The organism is Mammaliicoccus sp. RAM2 (assembly GCF_045897195.1).
Taxonomy (GTDB): Bacteria; Bacillota; Bacilli; order Staphylococcales; family Staphylococcaceae; genus Mammaliicoccus; species Mammaliicoccus sciuri.
Map to the genome: position 1 here is coordinate 15,156 of NZ_JBJNWI010000009.1, position 15,311 is coordinate 30,466.

A 15,311-nucleotide genomic window follows, 5' to 3' on the forward strand; every position below is an offset into this window, starting at 1 on the left:
CACACTGAGTTTAAAAGTTTAATCTCTTAACTCAGTGTGTTTATTATTGATTTAATTCATTTATAGCTTGTGTATACTCTGATTCAGAAATATAATTCTGTTGTTTCATTTTTTCGAGTGTTGTTTTGATACGTGTCATGTAACTATCACTAATATTATTAATATCGAAATTGGATGGTGCATTAACGACACTTGCTAATATTGCACTTTGTAATACCGATACTTGAGGAAGGTTTGGATTATTTTTATCGACTGTCGCACCGAAGTAATAATTTGCCGCTTCTTCAATCGTATAATTATTTTGACCGAAATAGATATTATTAACGTAATAACTCAAAATATCATTCTTACTATACTTATCTTCAACACGTTTCGCGACAAACATCTCTTTCACTTTTCTTGTCAGTTGCGTTTCATTCGTATAGAAATAGTTTTTAACGACTTGTTGCGTAATCGTACTACCACCTTGCGTAAGTTCACCATTTTTCAAACTTACAGCAAGTGCACGTGATACACCTCTTAAGTCAATTCCATCATGATCATAAAATCGTTTATCTTCGACCGCTACAAAAGCATTTTTAGTATAATCTGGCATATCTTCAACTTGAACATAAGATTGTTTATCTTCAATTTTAACTAAATCATCTACATCAGATGTTCTTGACCACATATACATTACTGCTAAATAAAAAACAATCGCTAGTATAATAAGTATTGTTACAAGACCAAATAGCTTTGAAATTCTTTTTCTCTTTCTCGGCTGTACAGGTTCTTGATAATAATGTTGATATCTTCTATATTGAACTTCTTCTGAATTAGGTTGTGGTATTTCATTCTTCTTATTCTTAAATATCCCCATCTGTATTCTCCCTTATTCATATTTCTTACATCATTATAGCTTGTAATAATGATTTTAAACACTTCTTTTTACTGAAAAACGACAAAATCAGTCCTGAGTCTTATTTATAAGTATAACTTTTAGCGTATTTGGGTATAGATAATGATAAGGAGGAATTTTATATGGCAAAAATTAAAGCAAACAAAGCACTCGTACAAGTCTTAAAGAATTGGCAAATTGACCACGTATATGGCATACCTGGTGATTCAATAGATAAAGTCGTAGATGCACTTAAAACAGAAGAAGATAACATTAAATTCTATGATGTAAGACACGAAGAAGTTGCAACTTTAGCTGCTAGTAGTTATGCCAAATTAACAGGCAAAATAGCAGTAGCATTAAGTATTGGTGGTCCAGGCGCAATACATATGTTAAATGGTATGTATGACGCTAAAATGGATAATGTCCCTATGCTCGTTTTAGCAGGACAAACAGATTCGAAATTATTGGGCACAAAATTCTTCCAAGAAGTTAATTTAACAGCCCTTTTCGAAGATGTAGCCGTTTATAATAAACAATTAGAATCTGCTGAAAATGTACATGAAATTGTAGATGAAGCAATCAAAACTGCATATGCTAAAAAAGGCGTTGCAGTATTGACGATTCCAAGTGATGTTCTAGGTGAAAAAATTGAAGATAATGTTCCTAGAGAAACTTATAAATTTGAAAATGCAGTAACTTACGCTAAAGATGAAGACGTTAAAAAAGCTGCAGAACTTATAAATAAAAGTGAAAAACCGGTCGTCTTAACTGGTGTTGGTGCTAAAGATGCCAAAGACGAATTACTTAATTTCTTAGATCATATCGATGCGCCTGGTTTAATTACATTACCAGCAAAAGGTATCATACCGGATAAACATCCTAATTTCATGGGTAACTTAGGTAAAATCGGTACTAAACCAGCATTTGAAGCATCTAAAGATGCTGATTTATTAATTTTAGTCGGTACGAATTATCCATATGTAGATTATTTACCTGATAAAGATATACCATGTATTCAAATTGATATTAATCAAACAAATATCAGCAAACGTTTTAATGTCGATGTCGGATTAATTGGCGACACAAAAAATGTACTATCTGCTTTAACAGAAGCGTCTGAAAAAGTAACTGGCCGTAAATTCTTAAAAGCATGCCAAGAAAATATGAAAGCATGGAACAGATGGTTAGAAGAAGATAGAAATAATGACAGCAAACCGATCAGACCAGAATTATTAATGTCTGAAATAGAAAAAATTTCAACAGATGACACTGTATTTTCAGTTGATGTCGGAACTTCAACAGTATGGAGTACAAGATATTTACAACTCGGTCACAACCACAAATTTATCACGTCATCTTGGTTAGGCACGATGGGCTGTGCATTACCAGGTGCAATAGCAAGTAAAGTCGCAAATCCAGATAAGCAAGCCATTGCTATCACTGGTGACGGTGGATTTGCGATGGTTATGCAAGACTTCGTTACAGCGGTACAATATAAACTACCAATTATCGTCGTTGTTCTGAATAACCAAGAATTAGCATTCATAAAATATGAACAACAAGCAGCCGGTGAATTAGAATACGCTATTGATTTAGGCGATATCGACTTCGCTAAATTTGCAGATAGTTGTGGCGGTATAGGCTATAATGTCGTAGATGTAGAAGATATTGCCCCTACACTTGAAAAAGCTAAAAATGCAAATAAACCTGTTGTTGTAAACGTAAAAGTAGATCCAGATGCCGCCCCATTACCAGGTAAAATAATATGGGACGAAGCAAAAGGATATGCAAAATTCGAAATTAGAACAGCATTAGAAGAAAACAGACTCGAAAAAATGCCACCACTTAAAACACTTATAAGAAGATTCTTCTAATAAAAATAAAGAAGCAGTGAAGTTTATGACGAACTTCACTGCTTTTTGTGTTAGATTAAATTTAAGTATTTTCAATAAATATTTTAAAATAGCGCGCTTAGATGTGGAATTTTGTAGATTGTGATGGAGATTGATAACGGATGTAAGGGACATTTTTGGGAATTCTGTCCCTAACGATACCTCTTACGGACATTTCTCAGAATTCTGTCCCTAGCGATACCTCTTACGGACATTTCTCAGAATTCTGTCCCTAACAGCACCTCTTAGAGACATTTCTCAGAATTCTGTCCCTAACAGCACCTCTTACGGACATTTCTCAGAATTCTGTCCCTAACAGCACCTCTTACGGACATTTCTCAGAATTCTGTCCCTAACAGCACCTCTTACGGACATTTCTCGGAATTCTGTCCCTAACAGCACCTCTTAGAGACATTTCTCAGAATTCTGTCCCTAACGACGCCTCTTACGGACATTTCTCGGAATTCTGTCCCTAACAGCACCTCTTAGAGACATTTCTCGGAATTCTGTCCCTAACAGCACCTCTTAGAGACATTTCTCAGTATTCTGTCCCTAACGACGCCTCTTACGGACATTTCTCGGAATTCTGTCCCTTAATACCGTACATCAAAATTCATATTATTACTTTAAAAAGTATTTTTTATTTCTTGCACCTTTACTTAAGAAACATTTATCACAAATTCGTCTAATAGTTTTACTATTCCCTCCTAACCACCATACTGCTTCGGTGATTGTGAATGGCTCTTGCTTTAAATAATACAGTTCTTGCAAATTATATTCATAAACATACTTTTTATCCATTTCGGACTCACAATATTGGCACGTACATTTCTGTTTGTCTTGTTCAATTTTTACTGTGAACATGCGATTACATCTAGGACATTTGATACCTGGTTTGAATTGTTCAAACGGTATTGTCACACCTTTACTGTATTGCGCATCAAATGAATTTCTTACTGTTAATAGTTTCTGTTTAATTCTGATATTTTCTGATTGATTTTGATTTTTAAAAAGTTGGGTAAATGAGCCTAATTCTGAGGGTAAGATAACTTGATCTTTTAAGAGGTTTTTATTTTTGAAGTTAAAGTAAGGATTTGTAAAGACTAATTTTGAAACAACGGGTTTATCAATTTCTAAATAGCGACATAGTTTATTAAATTCATTTCTAGCTCTTTCCATTTGTATGAACGGTGAGGTAAATGAACTTCCAAAATTATTTTTTAATAGCGTGTCTTCCAAATAATAAATGCCTTTATAATTTTTTATCTCGAACAAATATATTGCATGATCATCGATGACGATTGCATCTATTTGAACTTGACTGTTGAATGTAAATTGAAAGTCATTCAAATATACAATATCCGTATCACAATTTAAAATAGCACTAAAATAATTTTCGCCATCGTTTCACTTGATTTATTTTGAATTGATTTCAAAATATTTTCGGTTAATTCAGCGCGCCCTATTAATGACTGAAAATACTTAGTATCATGCTTACTTTCCATAAACCACGCTCCTTATATATTATAAAAAAATTATATAATAGCCTGCACAAAAAAACCACTCACTATAAAAGTGAGTGGCTAATCAAAGCATCTATTGAAGCAATGCAAGTGATTCACGGTTAAAGTCTTCTAAGTCGTCTGGAGTTCGACTTGTGACGATGCCATTGTCAACGACTACAGATTCGTCAACGACTTTTGCACCTGCATTTTGTAAGTCTTTTCTAACTGACAAGAAACTAGTAACAGTTCTGCCATTTAATAAATCTGTATCAATTAATAATTGAGGTCCGTGGCAAATTGCAAATGAAGGTTTTTCATTTTGTACGAAATGTTTAACAAATTCGCCAAAACGTCCTTGTTCATCCCCACGTAATAAATCTGGTGAAAATCCGCCAGGAATTAAGACTGCATCATAATCTGCAGCATTTCCTTCATCAATACCAACATCTACTATAACTTTTTCGCCTTTTTTACCAGTGATTTCTTTTCCTTTTTCTTCACCAATAATAACAACTTCATGTCCAGCATCAGTTAATGCTTTTTGTGGACTTGTTAATTCAACGTCCTCGAATAAATCTGTTACAACTGCTGCTACTTTTTTACTCATAATATCAATCTCTTCCTTTCATAGTATGTCTAATATTTATATACCACTTTTGAAAGGTTTTAAACTTATTTTGCAACTAATTTTGCTACGACTTCTACTTGTGCTGTTTGTGGAAACATATCAATAGGTTGCATGCTTACGACTTTATATTTTTTAGATAAGTGTGCTAAATCTTTAGCTAAAGTTGATGGATTACAACTTGTATACACAAATGTTTTTGGATGAACGGATTTGATAAGTTCAACAGCTTTAATACCTAATCCAGTTCTTGGCGGATCAACTGTTATCACGTCTGGTTTAAAGCCTTCTTTAGTCCATTTATCCATAACTTTATATGCATCACCAACTTCATAGTGTACATTATGACGATTATTAAGTTCAGCATTTTTCTTAGCGTCATCAATACCTTCTTTAATAATATCCATACCTCTCACTTCTTTCGCATTTTGAGAAATCCAAATACCAATTGTACCTGTTCCACAAAATGCATCTACAACTGATTCATTACCTGTTAAATTCGCCTGAGTTTCAATTTCACCGTACATTTTTGTAGCTTGTTCTGGATTTAATTGAAAAAATGAATCTGGCGATAAATCATAATAGTATTGACCAAGCGTTTCTGTAATTTGTTGTTTACCACTTACATGAATCGTTTGATTTCCAAGTACTCGTGATGTCTTCTCTTTATTAATATTGATGGATAAACTTTCCACGAAAGACAAATTCATGATTTGATCAATAAGAGACTGATTATATTTCAATTGATCGTCCGTACAAACTAACGTAACTTGTATTTGTTGACTATGCTTTGCCACTCTCGTAACAATATATCTTAGCCCTTGTTCTTTATTTGGATTTCTACATACTTTAACTTGTAAATTCATCAAAATATTTCTCAATTCATTCGTAACTTGAATCGTACGTTTATCTTGAACTGGACATTTTTTAATATCAATTAATTGATGACTGTCTTTTTCATAAAGGCCTGCAATGAGTTGATTTCCTTTCTTCTGAACAGGAAATTGATTTTTATTACGGTATCCCCAAGGATTATCCATACCGATTGTAGGTTTTACAATTTTTGTTGGAATATTTTTTGCATATTTAGTTAACGCATCTTTTACAATTTGTGATTTGAATAAAAGTTGCGCATCATAATTTAAATGTTGCAGTTGGCATCCACCACAAATATCATAAACTTTACATTTAGGTTTAACCCTTTCTTTACTACGTTCACGGATTTTGACTACTTTCGCTTCGATAAAATTTGGTTTCGCCTTTACTACTTGGACAAGTCCAACTTCTCCCGGCAATAAACCTTCTACAAATGTTATCTTCTTCTTATAATAGCCAATACCTTCACCATTAATACCTAATCGTTTGATCGTTAAAGGAAACTTCTGTCCTACTTTTACTGAAACATTCATGTATGGTCACCATTAATCATGCATAGCTTGAACTTTTTTCTCAAGTTCATCAAGCAAAGCAATCCATTCATCTACATCAGATACTTCCATATCTTCAGGATTCATTGCTTCCATTTCATCTAAAAAGTCTGATAACCTTTGTTTGATTTCATTAAGTGATGTTTTTTTACTCATTTTAATACTCCTTTATTTTTAATAATATTATTATGAATGATAACAAGTATAAAAACAATCATAAATCAGTATTGGAAAATTTGATAACAAGTGTTACGCTCATAGATAGGAAAAAAATCAGAAAGAAGGATATATCATGATATACGACTTGAAAAGTCCTATTTCAATAAAAAACGACCCGTGGGAAGCCTATAACGATATAGATGAACATGGTTCATTACAACTGAGTAATATAGAATTTACAACTACTACACTCTGTAACATGCGTTGTGCACATTGTGCAGTAGGTTATACGTTGCAATTACGAGACCCTGACACGTTACCGATGGATTTAATTTTAAAGAGACTTGATGAAGTACCTCACTTAAAAACAATCTCGATTACTGGTGGAGAACCAATGTTCAGTAAAAAATCAATTCGAGAAACAGTCGTTCCTTTATTAAAATATGCACACAAAAGAGGCATTTACACGCAAATGAATTCTAATTTAACGCTACCACTTGATCGTTATTTAGAAATTGCTGAGTATATTGATGTTATGCATATTTCACACAACTGGGGAACAATCGATGAATTCAGTGAAGTAGGTTTCCATGTGATGGACAAGAAACCACCTTTAAAAGCAAGATATCGACTATACGAACAAATGATTCAAAACTCTGCCACTCTATCAGAACAAGGTATGTTTGTGTCTGCTGAAACGATGTTAAATAAAAGTACTAAACCTTATTTACAAAAAATCCATAATGAAATTGTTCATGATATGAAATGTAGTCGCCATGAAATACATCCTATGTACCCTTCTGACTTTGCGAGTCAGTTAAATATTATGAGTTTAAATGAAATGAAAGATACTATTCATGAGATTTTAGACTTTAGAGATGAAGATACATGGATGTTATTTGGTACGTTACCTTTTTACCCTTGTTTCATGAATGAATCTGACCAGAACTTATTATCTAGATTAAAATCATCTAAAAATGTAAGTTTAAGAAATGACCCAGATGGAAGAAGCAGATTAAATGTTAATGTATTTTCTGGAGATGTGATTGTTACAGACTTCGGTGATGAAACGGGATCTATCGCAAATATTAAACAAGATAAACTTGAAGATGTTTATCAAACATGGATGAATTCATCTTTAGCAAAATCACTTAACTGTCACTGTCCTAAAGTGAGATGTTTAGGTCCAAATCTACTCGTAAAAGATATGTACTATAAAGATGTTGACTTTAAAGCAAACGAATTTAGAATGAATCAATAATACAAAAAATGGCTAGGATAACGATTGTTGTCCTAGCCATTTATTTAAATTAGATATATAGTTTTGTAGACATGAAGTCTAATGTTTTCTTGCTTTCTTTTCTTCTTTCTTGGCGTAGTTTCACTCTATCTTGCGCACTTTCATAGAACCATTTTTCATCATCTGTTTCAGGATAGATTGCTGGAACTTCTGCTTTGTTCCCATCTTTATCTAAAGCTACAAATGTTAAAAAGCTATACGCTGCTAAATGTTTCTTTTGATTAATATTGTCTTCACTAATAACTTTTACGCAAATCTCCATAGATGATTTACCTGCATAAGTAACAAATGAAACTAACGATATCACTTCACCCGTTCCGATTGGTTGTAAGAAATCTACTGAATCAGTAGATGCTGTTACAACTGAATTCCCACTATGTCTCATCGCTGCGATTGCTGCGATTTCATCAATTTCCGCCATTAATTTACCACCGAACATCGTGTTGTGATGATTAGTGTCCTCTGGAAATATTTGAATGGATTTTACACTTCTTGATTCTTTCATTGGTTTCTTCGTTTTCATATTATAACCCCGTTCAATTTTGCTTATTTTTATTAAAAAAATAGGGAGCGGGACAGAAATCTAATTTATATAAAAAGATTTCGTAGTCCCGCCCCGGCAAGGATGACTAGAGTTGGAAAAAGCTTTATAAAAGCGCATTTCGGGTTCAGTCATCTACTGCCAAGATACTAAAAAAAGACTGAGGCATTCCGTTATGTCCCAGTCTCTTCCATTCTTATTAATGATAATGTTCCTCATCATCAAAGACTTTCTTCTCTAGTGCTTCTTCAGCAGTATCAATTCGTACAGACTCTCTACTATCGAATGTTTGAACAAGATACATCATTAAAGCGCCGCCAAATGTAAAAATTGCGAACACAAATGCGATCATTACGCTCCATTCCATTGGTGTACTCATGATATCCCCTCCTTTGAATGACTATAAAGACTTTATTTATCTTTATTATACATGATGTATTCTTAAATGGCTATCTTTTAAAATGCCCAATTACCATCTCTAAATACTGGTTCTTTCTCACCATTTTCCAAAATGCCATCAATTGATAAATCTTTGCTGCCAATCATAAAGTCAACATGTGTAGTTGAATCATTTAAACCATTTTCTGCTAACTGTTCTGCTGACATATCTTTGCCACCTTCAATACAAAACGCATAAGCTGAACCTAATGCAATGTGACATGATGCATTTTCATCAAATAATGTATTATAGAATAACGTGTTCATGTTAGAAATTGGTGAATCAACAGGTACTAAAGCTACTTCACCTAGTCGTTTTGAACCTTCATCTGTTTCAAGAATCGATTTCAAAATTTCTTCTCCAACACCGGCTTTGTAGTCTACTACTACACCGTCTTTAAATGTCAAAGTAAAGTCATCAATAATATTACCTGAATAACTTAAAGGTAATGTATTACTTACTGTTCCGTTAACACCATTTTTATGTGGTGCAGTAAATACTTCTTCAGTAGGCATATTTGCTACAAAGCTGTTGCCTTTTGAGTTTACAGAACTAGCACCAGACCAATATTGACCGTCTGGTAATTCAATTGTTAAGTCAGTACCTGCTGATTTGTAATGCAATGCTTTATACTTTTTGTTATTTAAATAATCAGCTTTTTCATGTAATAAGTGATCATGTTCTTCCCAAGCTTTAACTGGGTCTTCTTGATCAACTCGTACTGTTTTTAAAATTGTTTCAAGTAATTTATTGACCGCTTCATCATCACTTAATTCAGGGAACATCATTTTAGCCCAACCTACTGATGGATATGAAGCTACACACCAACTCATGCGATCACTTTGTACAGCAACCATATAGTCTTTAAATGCTTTCCCGTTTGCTGCCATTGATTTGCGAATTTTGTTAGGATCAGCATCTTTCAAACTATCTGGACTAGATGAAACTATTGATAAGAACGCTGCTTTTCTATCTAAATAATCCATTTTTTCATCAATATCATATTGTTTAACATTCTCAAAAAATGCTTCAGGTTCATATTGGTATTTAAGCTGTGCAATTCTATCATCGTTGTACCTAACTTTTACATCTACTGCCCCTATTTTGTACGCTTCCTCAACAACTAAATGTACAAACTCACTTGCATCAATTGAAGCTTGAATATATACAGGTTCTTTTTCCTGAACATTCAAACCAACTTTTACTAACAACTCTGCATATTTTTGAAGCTGTTTTTCATAACCCATTTGTATAACCACCTTTGTTTATTTTCTAAGGTCACCTAAAGCTTGTGTAATGGCTGACATTTCACTTGCTGATATATTTTTTCTAGACATGACCATAGTATGTATTTCTTTTAATTCTTCTCTCTTTTCTTCAGGTATTGCATCTTTATTCAATACACTTGTATTTACTAATCGTAACTTGCCTTTTAAATCATCTACCATTTGTTCTATTGATTCAGTCATCTTTTTTATCATCCTTTCAAAATTTAGTTTAGCAAAAAGTAATTATAATTAAAACTATCAAACTTATATATTCACTTTACAATTTATATGAATATTTTATACAATAAACATGAATTATAAGGTGAGGAGTGATTCTAGTGGCTGTTCAAGATATACTTTCATGGACCCTTTTTGAACAAGTTGCAGTACCAGATAATATTTCACAATATCTTGTTGATGGCGAAGAAGCTTATAGTGCTTTTAAGACATTCAGAGATACTGCCGTATTTACAAACAAACGAATTATCATTCGTGATATGCAAGGTATCACCGGTAAGAAAATAGAAACTTACTCTATACCTTATAATATTATACTGATGTGGTCTACTGAGAATGCTAGTAAACTACTTGATTTAAACGGTGAAATCACATTATGGACGAGAGCTGGGCATTTTAAAATTAAAATAGGTAGAAATTTAGATATTATGCCTTTTGAAAAGCTATTGTCTAATGCACTATTATAAACTACAATTGTGTTTATATCTCTAAATTAATGGGAATAAACAACATTAGTGATATTTATAACATATATTAACGCCTATATTCTCTAATTTAAGATTCATATGTGATATGATATGTAGGTCAATGTTAATTTAAAGTTATATTCTGGAAAGGGGAAAACATTATGCAAAACAAATTAGTTCCTGCTATTTTAATAGGTGGTACAATTGGCGCAATTATTGCATTAGCTGATAAAAACACTCGCCAATCATTATCAAACCAAGTACAAAACATTAAAGAAGGCAACACTTCAAGAGAACCTTCTAAATTAGATCAAATTAAAGATGAAGTTCTATACTGGAAAGATGTAATCGAAGAAATTCGTCGTAAAAATCCAGAATTAGAACAATCAATTATGGATGCTAAAGATACATTCATTGAGAAAAAGAATCAAAGACAAATCTCAGGTTCAAACCATTCATAATTTATATTAAAGACTAGGCTTATTCAACTAACCTAGTCTTTTTTAACATCATATTAAATTAGGAGAATTTATATGGGAAATGATAAATCGAGCTCAAAATTTTTAGAACAAGCTAAACATTTTAAAGACGAACAAAAAAAGTCTATTAAGAAAGAACATTATATTCCACCACAAAAATTTGAATCTAAAACAGCAAAGAAGGATAATCAAATATTTTACGTTTCAAAAATCAATAAACCAGCCAAATTTACTAAAGACGGTAATATTTTATCAACTTTAATATACAGAATTGGTAAGGATAATGCTACAGGACTTGCAGCACAGCTTTCATATTATTTCTTACTTGCATTATTCCCTACTCTAATATTTGTGTTAACGTTGATACCATTATTCCAAGTCAATCCTGATACAATTACAAATATGATATCAGAAAATGCACCTGGCGATACGGCAAAATTAATTACTGGCATAATTGACGACGTTATGAATAATGCCAGTGGTGGCTTATTCTCATTCGGTTTAATTGCAGCATTATGGTCTGCTTCAAATGGTATGACTGCTTTAATGAACGCATTTAATGTCGCTTATGATGTTGAAGATGGAAGAAATGCCATCATACTTAAAATCATGAGTGTCTTCTTCACAGTTATTATGGTTGTTGTATTCGGTATTGCAATAGCACTACCTATATTTGGACAACAAATCGGCAATTTATTATTCGGTCCTTTAGGATTAGAATCTGAATTACGTTGGATATTTAGTTTAATTAAAGTCGTATTACCATTAATTGTGACGTTTATCGTGTTCATCACACTTTATACACTCGCACCAAACATCAAAATTAAATTATTATCAGTTGTTCCTGGTGCAGCTTTTACAACAATTGCATGGTTAGGCTCAAGTGCACTATTTGGTTTATATGTTAATAATTTCGCTAACTACTCTAAGACATATGGTAGTATCGGAGGTATTATCGTATTGATGATTTGGTTATTCTTAACAGGATTAATTATTATCATAGGTGCAGAAATAAACGCAGTATTACATCAGAAGAAAATGCTTAAAAATGGATCACCAGAAGAGCAAGCATTTAATAACTTAACAGAAAACGGTGATATGACTAATGCCTCTATTGAATGATATTTTAGAATATAATGCAGCTTTCATAGAAAATAAGGAATATGAAAATCTTATAACAACGAAGACACCTAATGCTAAAGCAGTATTGCTTACTTGTATGGATACGCGATTAACAGAACTTTCTACGCGTGCATTAGGCTTTAAAAATGGTGATATTAAAGTTGTTAAAAATGCTGGCGCAACAATTTCTCATCCATATGGGTCTACTATGCGAAGCTTATTAGTAGCGATTTATGCACTTGGTGCTGAAGAAATCATTATCATGGGTCATAAAGACTGTGGCATGGGGAATTTGGATGTGGACTCAGTAATAGATACAATGAAAAGTCGTGGTATCACAGATGATACACTAAATACAATCGAACATTCAGGTATTAATATTCATCAATTCTTAAGAGGATTCGATGATGTAACTGAAAATGTTCAAACAAATATACAAAAAGTGTACAACCATCCATTATTTGATCAATCTGTTCCGATACATGGACTCGTTATCGATCCACACAATGGTGATTTAGAAGTGATTCAAAATGGATATGAATTTACTAAATAAAAGAAGTTGAGCTCCTTTCTGGAAGCTCAACTTCTTTTTTATGATATTAAATTATGTTGAAAGGCATATATAACAGCCTGTGTTCTATCTTGTACTTCTAATTTACTTAATATATTACTAACGTGCGTTTTAACTGTCTTAATTGTAATATGGGAAGCACTTGCTATTTCTTGGTTAGAATAACCTTTAGCGATTAATAATAATATTTCCATTTCTCGTTCAGTCAACATTTCGAATAATTCAGCTTTCTGGTTCATTCTATTTCTCATTTTTACAAGTACTTCTGGTTCGAAAATAGACTCTTTATTGTACGTCTTACGTATCGCATTTGCGATATCATCCGCAGAAGTCGTCTTTAATATATAACTATCAACACCCGCATCTAAGGCTTGGTAGACTTCATTATCTTCAATGAAACTTGTTAACATGACGATTTTAACACTTGGTTGATGCTTTTTTATATGTTGTGTTGCTTCTATACCATTCATATCATCCATCACTAAATCCATTAGAATAACATCGGGTTCTAATTCTTCAGCTTTTTCAATACCTTCTCTACCTGATGCTGCTTCTCCTATGACGGAAATATCTTCTTGTGTAGATAAATAACTAGAAATTCCGATTCGAACCATTTCATGATCATCTACAAATAATACTCTAATTGTCATATTGTTCCTCCTTATTATTTGGTACCTTAACTTCAATACGCGTTCCCGATTCAGGCATTGAAATAATATTGAGAGTGGCTCCAATTTCTAATGCGCGTTCGTTCATAGTATTTAGCCCATAACTCTGTGGATCTCTTTTAGATGTGTCAAAACCTACACCGTCATCTTGTATACGTAATATAACATAATCATTCGTATCTATTAACTCTATTGAAACTTTTGTACCTTTAGAATGACGTAACGTATTAGATATTGCCTCTTGAGTTATGCGGAATAGATGGTCTTCTGTACCTTTGGCTATTTCTATATCTTCTATATCATAAACAACTTTCATTGGTATTTTTTGTTTCAGGTCGACTACTAAATCTTTAATCCCTTCACCAAGCGATTTATTTTTTAATCCTAGAGGTCTTAAATGTAATAATAAAGCACGCATTTCTAATTGCGAATCTTGTATCATTTTTTCTAATAAGTCTACTTGTTTTGCTAATGGCTCTTTTAATTCTGATGATTTAATTGCAGATAACATCATACTTGCCGCAAATAATTGCTGACTTACTGAGTCATGTAATTCTCTTGCTAACCTTTGTCGCTCATCTTCTATGATTTTTTTAACGACGGAATCTTGCATTTGATACGATTCATTAATAATTTGTTGAGACTTTAATCTCAATGTGTATAGTTCTTCGTGCAACGGAATTAATGTTTGATAAATTTCTAAAGTTTCTTTGTGCAAATCAATTTCATGGTGATTTACACCTAACATTTCTCCTTGAAAAGATCTTTCGATTTGTTCTTTAATCCAATGATGCTGTTGATTAATTTTGTAGGCGACTGCAGTCCCTATTATAATACATAGCAAAATAACTACAATGTTGATAAATAGGAATGCTGGTACACCTAATATTTGAGTATAAAATATACCTTGAAAATATATAATATTAATAAAAATTCGATCTAAGAAAAATAATATACCAACAATTGTATAAACAAGTATAAGCATTGAACCTATAATTCTTGTGTAGTTATTCATCGATAAATCACCTCAACATCTCCCATAAATGTTGAGAAGAATATATTAACTTTAAATGAGTTTTTGTGACTATTTTCCTCATAATGTACCGTTTCATTTTTCACTCTATACACTTGATCATTCATATATAATCTGCCATATAAAGCAGTTATATGTACATGTACATGGTAATTATAAGGAACAATAATTTGTGTCTTTCCAATATATTGTCTCACGACAATAACATTATGCTCAGATAAATTAGCAGCTAAAGATAAATCTAATTCAATATCTCCAATTGCTTGTTGAATTTGTATATCTTCCCATTTATAAATATAGTGTGGTGTCTTTTGAGGAGAGAACCATCGCTGTTTTATAAATGATTCGTTAATATTTTCATTTGACGTTTGGTCGACATGTTCTACTCTTAATGGTTTCTTACGATATAGAAAATATCTAATAACTAAAAATACTAAGAATAAAAATAAAATGGCAAGCATGTATGGATTAGAAAGTAATGCATAAATCATTAAAATAGCGCCTATCCAAAATATAATTAATCCCCGTAATTTATGAAAATATAAATACCCTACATATATAAATATCGTACCCATTACAACAACGAGTAATAAGCCTATTTTCTCAAAGAAAATATAGTAAATGTTTGATAACAAAATCAATACAGATAATACGATCAACAATTCAGTTGATATAAATTTATTCTTCAACATACCACT

The 15,311-nt window shown here is 32.3% G+C and carries 19 protein-coding genes; 6 read left to right on the forward strand and 13 right to left on the reverse strand.

Annotated features, from left to right (window positions below; all coding sequences use genetic code 11):
* Positions 1-43: 43 nt before the first annotated feature.
* Positions 44-859: a monofunctional peptidoglycan glycosyltransferase SgtB gene (gene sgtB / locus ACJTHF_RS12470; RefSeq protein ID WP_048540685.1), complete on the reverse strand. Its 816-nt coding sequence runs from the start codon at positions 857-859 to the stop codon at positions 44-46.
* Positions 860-1,020: 161 nt separating this feature from the next.
* Between sgtB and ACJTHF_RS12475 the strand changes: the two genes are divergently transcribed.
* Entirely contained in the window at positions 1,021-2,754 is a 1,734-nt protein-coding gene (locus ACJTHF_RS12475; RefSeq protein ID WP_078354785.1) for a pyruvate oxidase, read from the forward strand.
* A gap of 639 nt (positions 2,755-3,393) precedes the next feature.
* Here the strand turns inward: ACJTHF_RS12475 and ACJTHF_RS12480 are convergent.
* The 5 genes from ACJTHF_RS12480 to ACJTHF_RS12500 all read right to left on the reverse strand — a co-directional run bounded on the left by ACJTHF_RS12480 (position 3,394) and on the right by ACJTHF_RS12500 (position 6,485).
* Positions 3,394-4,122 (reverse strand): nuclease-related domain-containing protein, encoded by a 729-nt coding sequence (locus tag ACJTHF_RS12480; protein ID WP_232157295.1) that lies wholly within the window; start codon positions 4,120-4,122, stop codon positions 3,394-3,396.
* 23 nt (positions 4,123-4,145) lie between these two features.
* Positions 4,146-4,277, reverse strand: coding sequence for a hypothetical protein (locus ACJTHF_RS12485; protein ID WP_269669248.1), 132 nt, complete (start codon positions 4,275-4,277; stop codon positions 4,146-4,148).
* Positions 4,278-4,368: 91 nt separating this feature from the next.
* Positions 4,369-4,884, reverse strand: coding sequence for a type 1 glutamine amidotransferase domain-containing protein (locus ACJTHF_RS12490; RefSeq protein WP_058591886.1), 516 nt, complete (start codon positions 4,882-4,884; stop codon positions 4,369-4,371).
* A 65-nt stretch (positions 4,885-4,949) separates the two neighbouring features.
* The gene (rlmD, locus tag ACJTHF_RS12495; protein WP_078354787.1) at positions 4,950-6,311 is read right to left on the reverse strand and encodes a 23S rRNA (uracil(1939)-C(5))-methyltransferase RlmD; all 1,362 of its coding nucleotides are present in this window, start codon (positions 6,309-6,311) and stop codon (positions 4,950-4,952) included.
* 12 nt (positions 6,312-6,323) lie between these two features.
* Positions 6,324-6,485, reverse strand: coding sequence for an SE1561 family protein (locus tag ACJTHF_RS12500; protein ID WP_049320382.1), 162 nt, complete (start codon positions 6,483-6,485; stop codon positions 6,324-6,326).
* A 136-nt stretch (positions 6,486-6,621) separates the two neighbouring features.
* Between ACJTHF_RS12500 and yfkAB the strand changes: the two genes are divergently transcribed.
* Positions 6,622-7,749 (forward strand): radical SAM/CxCxxxxC motif protein YfkAB, encoded by a 1,128-nt coding sequence (gene yfkAB, locus ACJTHF_RS12505; protein ID WP_078354788.1) that lies wholly within the window; start codon positions 6,622-6,624, stop codon positions 7,747-7,749.
* Between the two features lie 49 nt (positions 7,750-7,798).
* Here the strand turns inward: yfkAB and ACJTHF_RS12510 are convergent, their stop codons facing one another.
* The 4 genes from ACJTHF_RS12510 to ACJTHF_RS12525 all read right to left on the reverse strand — a co-directional run bounded on the left by ACJTHF_RS12510 (position 7,799) and on the right by ACJTHF_RS12525 (position 10,237).
* Positions 7,799-8,311 (reverse strand): acyl-CoA thioesterase, encoded by a 513-nt coding sequence (locus tag ACJTHF_RS12510; protein WP_025905162.1) that lies wholly within the window; start codon positions 8,309-8,311, stop codon positions 7,799-7,801.
* A 217-nt stretch (positions 8,312-8,528) separates the two neighbouring features.
* Positions 8,529-8,708 carry a hypothetical protein gene (locus tag ACJTHF_RS12515; RefSeq protein WP_048540679.1) on the reverse strand — a complete coding sequence of 60 codons (180 nt, stop codon included), beginning with the start codon at positions 8,706-8,708 and terminating at the stop codon, positions 8,529-8,531.
* Positions 8,709-8,785: 77 nt separating this feature from the next.
* Positions 8,786-10,015: an aminopeptidase gene (locus tag ACJTHF_RS12520; RefSeq protein ID WP_078354789.1), complete on the reverse strand. Its 1,230-nt coding sequence runs from the start codon at positions 10,013-10,015 to the stop codon at positions 8,786-8,788.
* Between the two features lie 18 nt (positions 10,016-10,033).
* Positions 10,034-10,237 carry a DUF1128 family protein gene (locus ACJTHF_RS12525; RefSeq protein ID WP_048540677.1) on the reverse strand — a complete coding sequence of 68 codons (204 nt, stop codon included), beginning with the start codon at positions 10,235-10,237 and terminating at the stop codon, positions 10,034-10,036.
* Positions 10,238-10,374: 137 nt separating this feature from the next.
* Here ACJTHF_RS12525 and ACJTHF_RS12530 point away from each other — a divergent pair, with 137 nt between their 5' ends.
* The 4 genes from ACJTHF_RS12530 (at position 10,375) to ACJTHF_RS12545 (ending at position 12,894) form a co-directional block, all read left to right on the forward strand.
* A complete protein-coding gene (locus tag ACJTHF_RS12530) occupies positions 10,375-10,740 on the forward strand; it encodes a PH domain-containing protein (protein ID WP_232157299.1) in 366 nt (121 codons plus the stop codon).
* Positions 10,741-10,901: 161 nt separating this feature from the next.
* On the forward strand, positions 10,902-11,201 hold the full coding sequence (locus ACJTHF_RS12535; RefSeq protein ID WP_025905157.1) for a YtxH domain-containing protein: 300 nt from the start codon (positions 10,902-10,904) through the stop codon (positions 11,199-11,201).
* Positions 11,202-11,273: 72 nt separating this feature from the next.
* Positions 11,274-12,341, forward strand: a complete 1,068-nt coding sequence (locus ACJTHF_RS12540; protein ID WP_048540676.1) for a YihY/virulence factor BrkB family protein — start codon at positions 11,274-11,276, stop codon at positions 12,339-12,341.
* Positions 12,325-12,894, forward strand: coding sequence for a beta-class carbonic anhydrase (locus ACJTHF_RS12545; RefSeq protein ID WP_025905155.1), 570 nt, complete (start codon positions 12,325-12,327; stop codon positions 12,892-12,894). Before ACJTHF_RS12540 ends, ACJTHF_RS12545 begins: the two co-directional genes overlap by 17 nt.
* Positions 12,895-12,932: 38 nt before the next feature.
* On the opposite strand, the gene ACJTHF_RS12550 is transcribed toward ACJTHF_RS12545, so the two are convergent.
* The 3 genes from ACJTHF_RS12550 to liaF are packed head-to-tail and all read right to left on the reverse strand — an operon-like array spanning position 12,933 to position 15,302.
* Positions 12,933-13,562 (reverse strand): response regulator transcription factor, encoded by a 630-nt coding sequence (locus ACJTHF_RS12550; protein WP_025905154.1) that lies wholly within the window; start codon positions 13,560-13,562, stop codon positions 12,933-12,935.
* Complete coding sequence (locus ACJTHF_RS12555; RefSeq protein WP_048540675.1) at positions 13,552-14,595, reverse strand: sensor histidine kinase; 1,044 nt, start codon at positions 14,593-14,595, stop codon at positions 13,552-13,554. The genes ACJTHF_RS12550 and ACJTHF_RS12555 overlap by 11 nt, the downstream gene beginning before the upstream one ends.
* Entirely contained in the window at positions 14,592-15,302 is a 711-nt protein-coding gene (gene liaF, locus ACJTHF_RS12560) for a cell wall-active antibiotics response protein LiaF (protein WP_058591883.1), read from the reverse strand. Before liaF ends, ACJTHF_RS12555 begins: the two co-directional genes overlap by 4 nt.
* Positions 15,303-15,311: the final 9 nt, after the last annotated feature.